General features: G+C 31.4%; 10 protein-coding genes and 1 pseudogene. 8 read left to right on the forward strand and 3 right to left on the reverse strand.

The window, feature by feature from the left end; translation table 11 throughout:
* The first annotated feature begins 14 nt into the window (after positions 1 to 14).
* The 5 genes from CPAL_RS09315 to CPAL_RS09335 all read left to right on the forward strand — a co-directional run bounded on the left by CPAL_RS09315 (position 15) and on the right by CPAL_RS09335 (position 5,409).
* Positions 15 to 1,082 carry an ABC transporter ATP-binding protein gene (locus CPAL_RS09315; protein ID WP_061857615.1) on the forward strand — a complete coding sequence of 356 codons (1,068 nt, stop codon included), beginning with the start codon at positions 15 to 17 and terminating at the stop codon, positions 1,080 to 1,082.
* Between the two features lie 99 nt (positions 1,083 to 1,181).
* Positions 1,182 to 2,909, forward strand: a complete 1,728-nt coding sequence (locus tag CPAL_RS09320; RefSeq protein WP_106024479.1) for a cache domain-containing sensor histidine kinase — start codon at positions 1,182 to 1,184, stop codon at positions 2,907 to 2,909.
* A gap of 13 nt (positions 2,910 to 2,922) precedes the next feature.
* Positions 2,923 to 4,002 carry a response regulator transcription factor gene (locus CPAL_RS09325; RefSeq protein WP_106024480.1) on the forward strand — a complete coding sequence of 360 codons (1,080 nt, stop codon included), beginning with the start codon at positions 2,923 to 2,925 and terminating at the stop codon, positions 4,000 to 4,002.
* 34 nt (positions 4,003 to 4,036) lie between these two features.
* Positions 4,037 to 4,735 carry an MgtC/SapB family protein gene (locus tag CPAL_RS09330; protein ID WP_061857612.1) on the forward strand — a complete coding sequence of 233 codons (699 nt, stop codon included), beginning with the start codon at positions 4,037 to 4,039 and terminating at the stop codon, positions 4,733 to 4,735.
* 230 nt (positions 4,736 to 4,965) lie between these two features.
* Positions 4,966 to 5,409: a hypothetical protein gene (locus CPAL_RS09335; RefSeq protein WP_082787818.1), complete on the forward strand. Its 444-nt coding sequence runs from the start codon at positions 4,966 to 4,968 to the stop codon at positions 5,407 to 5,409.
* A gap of 66 nt (positions 5,410 to 5,475) precedes the next feature.
* On the opposite strand, the gene CPAL_RS09340 is transcribed toward CPAL_RS09335, so the two are convergent.
* On the reverse strand, positions 5,476 to 8,241 hold the full coding sequence (locus CPAL_RS09340; RefSeq protein ID WP_061857611.1) for a calcium-translocating P-type ATPase, PMCA-type: 2,766 nt from the start codon (positions 8,239 to 8,241) through the stop codon (positions 5,476 to 5,478).
* Positions 8,242 to 8,566: 325 nt separating this feature from the next.
* On the opposite strand from CPAL_RS09340, the gene hcp reads away from it, so the two are divergent.
* Positions 8,567 to 10,213: a hydroxylamine reductase gene (hcp, locus tag CPAL_RS09345; RefSeq protein WP_106024481.1), complete on the forward strand. Its 1,647-nt coding sequence runs from the start codon at positions 8,567 to 8,569 to the stop codon at positions 10,211 to 10,213.
* A gap of 131 nt (positions 10,214 to 10,344) precedes the next feature.
* On the opposite strand, the gene CPAL_RS09350 is transcribed toward hcp, so the two are convergent.
* Positions 10,345 to 11,022 carry a Crp/Fnr family transcriptional regulator gene (locus CPAL_RS09350; RefSeq protein ID WP_061858049.1) on the reverse strand — a complete coding sequence of 226 codons (678 nt, stop codon included), beginning with the start codon at positions 11,020 to 11,022 and terminating at the stop codon, positions 10,345 to 10,347.
* A gap of 143 nt (positions 11,023 to 11,165) precedes the next feature.
* Here CPAL_RS09350 and CPAL_RS09355 point away from each other — a divergent pair, with 143 nt between their 5' ends.
* The gene (locus CPAL_RS09355) at positions 11,166 to 11,615 is read left to right on the forward strand and encodes a hypothetical protein (protein ID WP_061858048.1); all 450 of its coding nucleotides are present in this window, start codon (positions 11,166 to 11,168) and stop codon (positions 11,613 to 11,615) included.
* Positions 11,616 to 11,632: 17 nt separating this feature from the next.
* On the opposite strand, the pseudogene CPAL_RS14260 reads toward CPAL_RS09355, so the two are convergent.
* Positions 11,633 to 11,767: pseudogene (locus CPAL_RS14260) on the reverse strand (hypothetical protein); the annotation flags it as partial.
* A gap of 258 nt (positions 11,768 to 12,025) precedes the next feature.
* Between CPAL_RS14260 and CPAL_RS09365 the strand changes: the two are divergent.
* Positions 12,026 to 13,408 (forward strand): radical SAM/SPASM domain-containing protein, encoded by a 1,383-nt coding sequence (locus tag CPAL_RS09365; RefSeq protein ID WP_061858047.1) that lies wholly within the window; start codon positions 12,026 to 12,028, stop codon positions 13,406 to 13,408.
* Positions 13,409 to 13,459 lie beyond the last annotated feature (51 nt).

The raw sequence follows: 13,459 nt of genomic DNA on the forward strand, positions 1-13,459 counted from the left end.
AATGGAGGATAAATATGAGAAGTAAGGGTGTTAATATAAAAAATTTATCTAAAATATATATTGGTGCAAATAATAACGAATTTAAAGCTGTCGATAACATTTCAGTAGATATAAAAGCAGGAGAATTTGTTACATTATTAGGGCCATCAGGATGCGGAAAAACAACTACTCTAAGAATGATTGCTGGATTTGAAATTCCAACATCAGGAGATATATATTTAGGGGGAGATAAAATAAATTCCCTTCCACCAGATAAGAGAGATACATCAATGGTATTCCAAAGCTATGCATTATTTCCACACTACAATATTTTTGACAATGTAGCTTATGGATTAAGACTTAAAAAGCTTGATAAAAATGTAATAAGGGAAAAGGTTGCAAATATAATTGAACTTGTAGGACTTAAGGGAATGGAAAATAGGTATCCAAATCAGCTTTCAGGAGGGCAACAGCAAAGAGTTGCTCTAGCTCGTGCTCTAGTTATGGAACCAGGAGTGTTATTATTTGACGAACCTCTTTCAAATCTTGATGCAAAATTAAGAGTCCATATGAGAACAGAAATAAGAAAAATACAAAAAAAGGTTGGAATAACTGCAATATATGTAACACATGATCAATCTGAAGCAATGAGCCTTTCAGATAGAATAATCATAATGAACAAAGGAATTATAGAACAAGTTGGAACTCCTAAGGAAGTTTACTATAGGCCAAGTACAGAATTCGTTGCAGACTTTATAGGAACAGCTAATTTCATAGATGCTGTAATAGACTCTGTTGATGGAAACGCGGCTATTGTAAATATATACGGCAAAAAGATGAGCGTTCCATATGATGGACAAAAGAAGGCAGGAGAAAAGTGCAAACTTGTATTAAGACCTGAAGCTGTTCAAATTAAAGAGGAGGGATTCTTAGAAGGAAAGGTTGTCCTATCAACATTTATGGGCTCATATCAAGATTATGTAGTTAAAGTTAAAGACGTTGATATAAGGATACAGGATAATAACCCTCAAGGAAGAAAGGTATTTGAAGAAGGTGAAACTGTAGCCATAAGCTTCTCACCATATAATGTTCATATAATATAAGCTAAGATAAAATTTAGATTAGATGGAAAAGTTCAACTGCAACCGCAGTTGGACTTTTGTGCTATAATTAATGATAATATTATATCAAGGGGTTCAATTATGAGATTTTTGAATAAACACAGTTTTAAAGGTAAACTGTTTGCGTCTTTTATAGTTATTGGAGTTGTGCCTCTGCTTTTAATGGCACTCATATCATATTTTAATACTGTAAAACTTATTAAAGATAAAATAAGCAGTTCTATAGTTCAAAATCTTCAGATTGCAAGTAGTTTAATAGATTCTAATATGAGAGACTTTACTTCTATAGTATCATTTATTTCACAAAATTCAGAAATACAGCGAATATTAAACAAAAAAGAATATAAAGACTATAATGATAGGTTTGCAGATGTTCAAAGCGTTTATAGAATAACAAATATTTTGCTAGCTACTGAAAAGCTAGATGTCCCTATATATATTACAGGACAAGGAGCATTAAGTAAATTTTCTACTACTGATAGCTTTGCACCTATATATGCAAATATCAATGGAGAAATATTTAAGAGTATAGATAAGGTTGAGGATGGAAAAGAGCTTATATATATTCATAGAAGAGTAGATGGAAGGGACAGCAAGGATGTGGTAATGGCAATAGGAAAACAGATTATAAGTGCTAAAAATTCAGAAAAGCTTGGTTATGTAGTCATGGATGTTTATGATGAATATTTTAATGATATTTTTAAAAGCGTAAATGTTTATAGCGGCAGTAATATGTATATTTTAAATAAGGATGACACTATAATCACAGATAAGTTATACAAAAATAGAACAGGATTTAAATTTTATGAGAAGTATTTAGACAGTATACTTGAAAATAAAAGTGGAAGATTTGACTGCATTATTGATGGAGAAAAAAATATACTATACTTTACTACAAGTAATTCTGGACTTAAAGTTATTGAAACAGTTCCTGCACAAATAATGTATAAGGATAGTATAGTTATAGTAAGAACTTTTGTGTTTTTAGCAGTATGGTTCAGTATTATTGCTATTTTATGCTCATTTCTTCTTTCTAAAAGCATATCAGATCCTGTAAATAATTTATCTAAATTAATGCATGAGGTAGAGAAAGGAAATAGAGATGTAAGCTTTGACTTAGTTCAGGAAGATGAAATTGGCCAGCTTGGAAAGAGCTTCAATAATATGATTAAGGAAATTAATAGGCTCATAGAAGAGGTATATATGAAGCAGTATCTTTTAAAAGAAGCTGAATTTAAAGCCTTAAAGGCACAAGTTAATCCTCATTTTTTATATAATGCTTTGGAATCAATAAAATGGATGGCTAAGCTTGGAGAAAAAGACAATGTAGTTTTAATGGTAACTGCACTAGGTAAATTTTTAAGGTACAGTATAAGCAATAAAGGTGATATAGTTACTGTAAGAGAAGATATAGAACAGATTAATAATTATCTTACTATACAGAAGATAAGATATGGAGACAAAATAAATGTTGAAATAGACATTGAGGAGAATCTATATGATAAAGAAATAATAAAGCTGCTTCTTCAACCTTTAGTAGAGAATGCCATAGTACATGGATTAGAGCCAAAAAGGGACAAGGGCAATCTATATATTAAAGGATATATTCAAGATGACGATTTGTGCTTTGAAATTATAGATGATGGTGTAGGAATAGGAAATAGCGTAATAAAGGGTGAAGGTATTGGTATAAGCAATGTAAACAGAAGAATAAAGCTTCATTACGGCGAAGATTATGGAGTGGTTATTGAAAATAAACAAGGATTTACTATAGTAAAAGTTTCTGTTCCAGATAGTTATAAAATTTGAAAGGAGGCATAGTGTGATAAAAGTCTTAGTTGTAGATGATGAGTATTTTGCAAGAGAAGGTATGAAAAGAACAGTTCCTTGGGAAAAATATGGATGCACTATATGCGGCGAAGCTCAAGATGGGAGAGAGGGTATTGAAGAAGCTAAAAAGCATAAACCTGATTTAATTATAACGGATATAAGTATGCCAGAAGTTAACGGAATAGATATGGTAAAGGAAATAAGTAAGTTTCTTCCCAATTGTAAATTTATAATTATAACTGGACATGATGAATTTAAGTATGTTAAAGCAGCTATAAAATTAAGAGCCGTTGATTTTATACTAAAACCAATAGATGATGATGAATTTTTAGAAGCTGTTAATAGAGCTGTTGAGGACTTAAGAAAATTAAATGTGAGTAACAATATTAGAATAAGTAAGGAAGATATTATAAAACTTTCGGATATAATGAAAGAAGAAAAAGAGCTTTTATTTGCTGTTAAAGCTTTTGACAGGATAAATATGGAAAAGAATCTTAAGCATATATTTTTTAATATTTTAGAAGGTAATAGAAGCAATTATGAGATTGTAAAGCAAGTGAGTATTGATATTGTATTAAAGGCAGTTAATATGCTTAATGAATATAATATATCTTTTGAAAATGTATTAAACAGTGATTTAGATGCTTATAAAAAATCCTATACAGCATCAAATATAAAGGAAGCCTATGATTGGGTGCATAAAATCTTATCTAATATATTAGATGCTATAAAGGAAGCTGTAATGGAAGCAAATGAAACAGGCATAGAAAAGGCCATAGAATATATAGAAGAGCATTTTTGTGAAAATATATCACTAAGTGATGTTGCTAAAAGAGTATATTTGAGTGAGAGTTATTTAAGTAGAAAGTTTAAGAAAGTTAAAGGAATGGGCTTTGTGGAGTATATAACTAAATTGCGAATGGAAAAAGCTATAGAGGATTTAAAAAATCCAAATATAAAAATAACTGAGCTTGCATCTAAATTAGGATATCCTAATTATAGGTACTTTTCTCGGAGTTTTAAAAAGTACACAAACTATACTCCAAGTGAATTTATTAAAATCAATAAGTGAAAAATAAATAATAAGTATGGGAGAGAAGAATATAATGATTTGGTATGAAGTCTTGATAAGACTTGCATTAGCAGTTATAGTTGGAGGACTTATAGGTTACGAAAGAGAATATAAAAATAGACCTGCGGGTTTTAGAACTCAAATATTGGTATGCATTGGAGCAGCGGTTATATCTATGATACAATGCTATACTGTACAAGAAACTTCTAATATGATACTTCAAAATCCCACTCTAGCAAGTGCCTTAAAGGCTGATATAGGAAGGCTTGGAGCACAGGTAATATCAGGAGTAGGTTTTTTAGGAGCTGGAACTATAATGCATGAAAAGGGTTCTGTAAAAGGACTTACAACAGCTGCTACTACTTGGGTAGTTGCTTGTATCGGATTAGCTATAGGTTTTGGATATTATTTGTTAAGCATAGCTTCAGCCGTATTTGTATTCACAGTTCTTGTTTCCTTAAAACGGGTTGAAGTGCGAATCTTAGAGAGATCTAGAAGCACAAAAATTGAGGTTAGATATTTGGATAGAGGAGAGATGGTGAAAAAATTAGAGGAATATTTTACAAATAGAGGTATAAAAATTCAAAATATACAATTCGAATTAGAAGAAGATGAAGATTCTGAACAGCAGGTTTGTCTTTATACAATATTGGTACCACGACATATTAAATCTAGTGAAATAGTTAGAGACTTATGTTACTATGATGAGATTGTTAAGGTAACTTTAATATAACCATAATTTTTATATAATTTCTCGTGTAGAGTATAAAAATAATAAATTTTTAAACATTTATTTCTAGATAATTATAAATTTTAATAATTAAAAGATAGTTTTGTAATACAGAGTAATATATAACAAGATTTTTGATGCATAGTGAAAGGTAAAATGGATAAGCTATAATTGGACACAAAATCTCTACTAAGATAAATGCTAAAATATACTCTACGGAAGGGGAAGTTAACATGGATAATAATTTAAAGGAAACAAAAGAATTAAATGCACAATCAGCAGCAAAGGCAGGCAATGCAGGAGCAAATATGAATAATATGGCTGGAGCTAATAATATGTCTAATACTGCTACACCAACTAGTCTAAACAGTGCTAAGTTAGAAGAAACAAGACAATTAAATGCACAATCAGCAGCAAAAGCAGGTAATGCAGGAGCAAATATGAGTAATGCAGCTGGTTCTAGCAATATAACTAATACTGCTACACCAAATAGCTCAAACAGTGCTCAATTAGAAGAGACAAGACAGTTAAATGCACAATCAGTAGCAAATATGAGTAATATAGCTGCCTCTAACAATATGTCTAATACTGCTACACCAACTAGTTTAAATAACGCTAAGTTAGAGGAAACAAAACAATTAAACAAAAAGTCTGCTCAAAATAAAGGACTACAATAAGAATTAAATGTAGCTCAAAATTTTTAAAGGCGCAAAGCAAAATTTTGCTTCACGCCTTTATTTATGTTACACTGCTATGTCATTAGGAGCGTTGATACTTTCTTTTTTAAACATTCTTAATACAAGCTTTACAATCTCATTTACTACTATTATTAGGGCAGAAGCTGCTATAACTTTAATCCACATAATAGGGCTTAATGCTACTGCATTAAAAAAGCCTGAAAATACATTAGTTACAAAGATTTGAACTAAGGCTGTAAGGCTAACTATTTGTAAGAATATTTTATTATGAGTTAAGTTAGGAAATATACTGTTTGTACCAAACTCTCTACAGTTAAATGCATTGAATAATGAACTAAAAGCAAATAGAGCAAACAATACGGTTTCCATTTCGCTTGGGCCTTTGTGACCTTGTGGTGGAACTTCAGCACCTAGAGGATTGAACTTCATTTGTATAAGAATTACTGCTGTAATATACATTGCATTTAAAATCATGCTTGTTATCATCTGTTTTGTTATGATGCTAGCATTTCTATTAATAGGTTTTCTATTTAAAACAGCATCACGAACAGGCTCAAGTCCAAGAGAAAGTGCTGGAGGACCATCCATTATAATGTTAACCCATAATAATTGTATAGTTGTAAATGGCATTTCAAAATCTAATAATACAGATAAAATAGCTGTTAAGAAAGCTATGATATTAACTGTAATCTGGAACTGAATAAATCTTTGGAAGTTTTCATATATTCCACGTCCCCATTTTATACCTTTAACTATAGTGCCGAAGCTGTCGTCGGTTAATATAATGTCTGCCGCATTTTTAGAAACTTCAGTACCTGCAATACCCATTGCAATACCTACATCTGCTTTAGTTAAAGCAGGAGCGTCATTTATTCCGTCACCAGTAACTGCAACTACTTCTCCATTAGCTTGAAGAGCTTGTACAATTCTCATTTTTGTATCCGGTTTTGAACGAGCAACAATAGCAATAGTTTTAATTTCATCCCTTAGCTCTTCATCAGATAGAGTATCTATATATGAAGCTTCAACAGCTCTAAGACCTTCACCTAGAAGACCTAGCTCTTCTCCAATAGCTATAGCTGTGTTTATATTATCACCAGTAAGCATCTTTGTAGATACACCAGCATCTTTTGCAACTCTAACAGCCTCTTCAACTTCTGGCCTTAATGGGTCTTTTATTCCAACAAAACCTGTGAATATTAAGTCATCTTCAATAACTCCAGCTTCTGTTGACATTGCAACTTCTTCATTTATATTTCTATAAGAGAATCCAAGAACACGCATGGACTTCTTTTGAAGACTTTCAATATCTTTTAGAATTTCCTTTTTTCTAACATCAGTAAGTTTTACTATTTTTCCATCAATATGTTCATAGCTACATAAATCTAGAATTACCTCAGGAGCACCTTTAGTTAAAACGGTACAAGTATCTTCTTCATCTATAATAGTACTCATTCTCTTACGCTTTGAGGTAAATGGAATTTGATGTATTATTTTTCTAGATTCCCTTTCTTTTATGTAATCATAAGAATCGTTGTATAAAAGAAGGGCACATTCAGTAGCGCTGCCTAGATATTTAACTTCTCCATCAGTTTTTTCAATATCTGCTGTAGAGTTAATTAAACAGTTATCTATAAAATAGTTACTGCTTTCACTTAACTCATCTCTTTCAACAAACCTACCATTTAAATATACTTTCTCTACAGTCATTCTGTTTTGAGTTAAAGTACCTGTTTTATCAGAACAGATTACACTAACTGAACCTATAGTTTCACAAGCTTCCTTTTTAGTAACAAGTGCATTAATCTTGGCCATTTTTTGCATGGTTATAGCAAGAGTCATGTTTATCATAGTAGGAAGTCCTTCAGGAACAGCTGCAACTATTAAAGCTACACAAACAACAAAAGCTGTTTTTACAGGTTCAATAGAATCTAAGAATGGAATGAATCCTGATGTATCTATGTTAAGAGCATTTCCCATAATCATTTTTGTAAGCATTATTATGAAAAGAAGGGCTGCAATACCACTAGATACTTTTGAAATTGTGGAACCAAGGCCGCCAAGTTTAATTTGAAGAGGTGTTTCAAGATCTCCTTCTTCAAGGTTTTTGGCAATTTTACCCATTTCAGAAGCATCACCAGTAGAAGTTACTATAAATTTTCCTCTACCGTAGGCAACAAGAGTACCACCAAACACCATATTTACTTGCTTTGCAGGGATAGGGTCTTGTATAACTGTTTTTCCCTTAGCTTCAATGGTTTCCATTTCAACAATAGTATCTGCATTCTTGCTAACATCTTCAGATTCTCCAGTTAGCATATCTTCTCTAACCTTTAAATCTATGCTCTCTATAAGCCTTCCGTCAGCAGGAACCATATCTCCCATTTCAATAAAAACTATGTCTCCCGGAACTAAATCGCTTTTACTAATTTGCATTATATTTCCATCGCGTAGAACTTTAACCTCAATATTTTCGGTCATCTTAGATAGAGCATCTGCAGCTTTTTGAGATCTACTCTCAGTAACTATTCCTATAGTAATACCAATAGCTACGGCACATACTATACCAATGGCATCATGAAATTCTCCGATAAGCGCACTTATAAGGGCTGCAATTAAAAGAATAATCATCATAGGTTCTGTTAGAGCATCTTTAATGTCATCCCAAATAGAGCGTTTTTCTTGCTTTGTAAATTCATTAGGTCCGTATTTTTCTAATCTAGCTTTAGCTTCAGAAGAAGACAGGCCTTTAGCTGAATCTACTTTCAACTCTTCTAACACGTTAGAAGCTTTTTCGCCAAAGTACTTCATATTATCACCTTTCTTTTAAAATTGTACAAATTAGATTATATCATGATTATAAAATAATTGATATCAGAACTTATAGTAAATAAAAAAGAAAATACGTTAAAGTTTTGTAAATCTTAGCATGGTTTTAAGTTTATTGAAGTTTATTTTTTTATCCTGTAACAAAAGTTACAGAAACTAAAGATTTTGCCATATATAATAAAGCCATAGAAATTATTAGTGAAACAACAATTATATAGTTGAATTAACTCTTTAAATTGAATAAAAAGCAATTTTAAATTATTAAATAAAAAGTAATTTTAAATACAAATAAAATGGAGGTATAAATATGAACATGTTTTGTTATCAATGTCAAGAAACTGCAGGATGTAAAGGCTGTACAATAAAAGGTGTATGCGGAAAGACTGCAGATGTAGCTAATCTACAAGACTTATTAATATATACACTTAAGGGAATAGCCCTATATGATTTAAAGGCAATAGATGCTGGAATCAAAAATGAAAAAGTAAATCAATTTATGGTAGATGCATTATTTGCAACAATCACAAATGCTAATTTTGATAAAGAAGGTTTCGATGTAAGAATTAGAAAAGGACTAGCTTTAAGAGAAGAAATCAAAGCTTCATTAATAGAAAATGGGGTAAATATAGATGATATAACTCATGATTCTGCTCTATGGACTGGAGATACTCTTGAAGAATTTGAGGAAAAAGCTAAAACAGTAGGAATTCTTGCAGTAGAAAATGAAGATGTAAGATCATTAAGAGAACTATTAACATATGGAATAAAGGGTATGGCAGCTTATGTTAAACATGCCTATAATCTAGGCTTTGAAGATGAAAATTTATACACTTTCATGAAAAAAGCATTAGTATCAACAACTAAAGAACTAAGTGTTGATGAAATGGTTGCAATAGTTCTAGAAGCTGGTAAGTTTGGTGTAGACGCTATGGCTCTACTTGACAAAGCTAATACATCTACTTATGGAAATCCAGAAATAACAAAGGTTAATATAGGTGTTAGAAACAATCCAGCTATTTTAATTAGTGGACATGATTTAAAGGATATGGAAGAATTATTAAAGCAAACAGAAGGAACTGGAGTAGATGTTTATACTCACAGCGAAATGCTTCCTGCGAACTATTATCCAGCATTCAAAAAGTATAAACACTTTGTAGGAAACTATGGAAATGCATGGTGGAAACAAAACGAAGAATTTGAAAAATTCAATGGACCAATCCTAATGACAACAAACTGTATAGTTCCACCTAAGGATTCATACAAGGACAGATTATATACTACAGGTTCAACTGGATTCCCAGGAGTAAAGCATATTCCAGATGGAGAAAATGGTCAGCCAAAAGATTTCTCAATCATAATTGAACACGCTAAAAAGTGTGCTCCTCCAACTGAGATAGAAAAGGGAGAAATAGTAGGTGGATTTGCTCACAATCAAGTATTAGCTTTAGCTGACAAAGTAGTTGAAGCGGTTAAGAGCGGAGCAATCAGAAGATTCTTCGTAATGGCAGGATGCGACGGAAGAGCTAAGAGCAGAAACTACTATACAGAATTTGCTAAGGCTCTACCAAAAGACACAGTAATTCTTACAGCAGGATGTGCTAAATATAAATACAATAAGCTTGATTTAGGAGATATCGGTGGAATTCCAAGAGTACTAGACGCTGGACAATGTAACGACTCATACTCATTAGCAGTAATAGCTCTTAAATTAAAAGAAGTATTTGGACTTGATGATATAAATGAATTACCAATTTCATTTAACATTGCATGGTATGAACAAAAGGCTGTAATAGTATTACTTGCATTATTACACTTAGGAGTTAAAAACATTCATTTAGGACCAACTCTACCAGCATTCTTATCACCAAATGTAGCTAAAGTTTTAGTTGATAACTTTGGTATTGCTGGAATTGGAACAGTAGAAGATGATATTAAATTATTCTTAGGAGAATAATTTAGATTAGAGAGAAAAATATTAAAGAGTGTAAAAATCAATGGATTTTTACACTCTTTTCTAACTCCATAAATTATTAATTTAGAATTTAAAGGCTTTATAACTAAATAAAACTGTTTTATTATATGATTCTAAAAGAGTGTTTCTTCTAAAGCTTCTATGTCTAATATAGTTATAGTTTTTCTATCAAAATCTATAAGTCCATCCTCTTTCATCTTTATAAGTTCCCTCGATAAGGAAGGTCTAGTAGTTCCAAATTGATCTGCCATTTCTTGTCTTGAGCCATTAAGAGTTATTGTTAAACTTTTCTTATTCTTATATTCATTCAAAAGGAAGCTAGATATTTTTTGCCTTATGGTTTGATAAGATAAATCTCTTAATATTTTGCTTAAGGTGAGTATCCTATTAGATAATACCTTCATAAAATTATTTAAAAATGTTGAATTAGAGCTGCATAATTTAAGTATATCATTCTCATGTATAAATAGGATTTTTGTTGCATTAGAGGATACTATAGTTGAAGGGTATGTCTTTTTATTTGAGAATATGATAGCCTCTCCAAAAACATTTCCTTTTTCCATGCGATTTATGGTGACAGTTTTACCAGAAGGGTAATTTTTTTGAACCTCTATTGTACCTTCAAGAACAATTCCGATGCTTGAAATTGGATCGTCCTCTAAAGCTATAATTTCACCTTTTTTATAGGAAGAAATTTTATAATTCGTATTAGATAGCGTTGATATAGCTTCTTCTTCATTGAATCCACTAAATAAACTGCAGGATTTTAAAGCGTTATAAATATATTCCATGAACATCCCCCTTTGTACATAAAGTTTCGTAACATAAGTTACATATTAGATACAATAATATTAGTATAATTAAGAAACTGAATCAAGTATATGATTATAGTCACAATAGATAAGAAGAAACCTTTATGAGAGGAGAAGAGTAAATGAATAATAAAAATAAGGATATATTTAAGGGAATATCAGCGTGTCCATCTATGATAGCTGAAAATATAAATAGTGATAAATCAGAATTAAGCCATTGGCCAATACAGCTTAAACTTATAAAAACATCATCACAAATTTTCGAAAATGCACATTTGCTTATAGCTGCAGATTGTACTGCATATGCATATAAAGACTTTCATATTGATTTTATAAAAGACCATGTTACAACAATAGGATGTCCAAAACTTGACGATGCTGAATTTTATAAGAAAAAGCTAATAGAAATTTTTAAAAATAGTAATATTAAAAGTGTTAAAGTTGTAAAAATGTCCGTTCCATGTTGCAATGGGATAAGCATAATAGTTAAAGAAGCCTTAAAGGAAGTTAATAAGGATATTCCTTATAGCGAGGTTACCATAGATATAGACGGTACAATAGAAGCGAATTAGGTTAATAATTTACTACCTTATGTAAAGCTGAGCATTTCAAGGCCAGTTTTCTTTCTTTCGGCATTAAATGATGCTGTAGTTTCAATTGGTACAATGCAGTTATAATTTAATGAGAAAGCGTGACTACAGGTTTCAAATCCACAGACATCTGTTGCAGCTCCACAAGTATTAAATTTTTAATACCATTATTATTCAGTATCTCGTCTAAGTTAGTATTGAAATGTTCCTACTTGGTGCCTTCGCATAAGAAGATGCACCATAATTTTTTTGTATTGTATGTTTATTAAAATTTTGTAAATTTTTATTAGCAAGTTGTTGAATTTTAGTGTAGTTATAATATAATGGTACTAAATTGAATAAATTATTGTATCAGGGCTTAGGGTTTTTAGTTTATATTAGGAGGAATGACAATGGGAGTAAAGGATAGCTTGGAGAAAAGCGTTAAGCAAAAAGTGGTAAATACTGTATTAAACATTATAGACAAAGATCCAGAAAAAAATGTAGATAAGATTTTTGAAACATTAAAAAAGGTTACAAGAGATAAGGGACAGCTAGCTCAGATTGAGGCTGTTCACAAGTATTATGATATGCAGCCTGCTACTCGTAAATTAGTGGAAAGTATATTAAAAGACACTAATAAGAAGTGTCTAAAAAAGTTTTTTACTAATTTTTTTGCAAATGCGAACTGGTATGCTGGCTCTAAGAGATCTAAGTATCTTTTTGAGGAGGATACCAAAATACCTTTTACAATGCTTATAAGCCCTACTATGCAGTGCAATTTGAGATGTAAAGGCTGTTATGCTACAGATATGATGAATTTACCTAAAATACCTATAGAAGAAGTAGATAGAATAATAGGTGAAGCTAGAGACCTTGGTATCTACTATATTATAGTTTTAGGTGGAGAGCCTTTCTTTTATAAGGAACTACTTGATATATATGAAAAGTATGACGATATGATTTTCACACCATTTACTAATGGTACTATGATAGATGAACAAATAGCAGATAGGCTCCAGGAATTAGGAAATGTAATACCTATGCTTTCTGTAGAAGGTGAAGAGGAATTTACAGATGCAAGAAGAGGAAAAGGTACTTATAAAAAAGTTATGCATGCTATGGATCTTTTAAAAGAAAGAGGTATATTATTCGGTGTATCTACTGCTGTTACAAGGGAAAACATTGACTCTGTATTAGCTGATGAGTTTGTAGATAAATTGATAGAAAAGGGCGCAAAAATGAACTGGTACTTCCTATTCATGCCTGTTGGGTGTGAGAAACCAGATTTTGACTTAATGCTGACTCCAGAGCAAAGAATTTATCTTGGAGAAAGAACCCATGAAATAAGAAAGACTAAGCCGTATTTCACAATAGATTTCTTTAATGATGCACCTTTTGTTGGAGGATGCATAGCAGGAAAGTATTTCTTCCATGTAAATGCTCATGAGGATTGCGAACCTTGTATATTTGCTCATTTTGCAACACAGAATCTTAAAGGAAAACATCTTATAGATGTGTTTAGGGATCCTTTCTTTAAAGAATTAAGACATAGACAACCATATAACAAAAACATGCTAAGACCTTGCATGATGATAGATAATCCTAATGTAGTAAGGGAAGTATGTGAAAAGGTAGGGGCTAAGCCAACAGACTTAGGTGGAGAAATTATGCTCCATGATGAGGAATATAAGAAAAAAATAGAACAAGTAGCAAATGAATTTGCCCCTTATGCTGAAAAGATGTGGAAAGAAAGATTTGATGAAAAGGGAAATGAAAATTTTGCAAGAGGATAGTAGAAAAGTTTAAATAAACACAAATAATCCCGCTAATTGCAGCTTGTTGCA

Source organism: Clostridium thermopalmarium DSM 5974 (genome assembly GCF_002995795.1).
Lineage (GTDB): Bacteria > Bacillota > Clostridia > Clostridiales > Clostridiaceae > Clostridium_H > Clostridium_H thermopalmarium.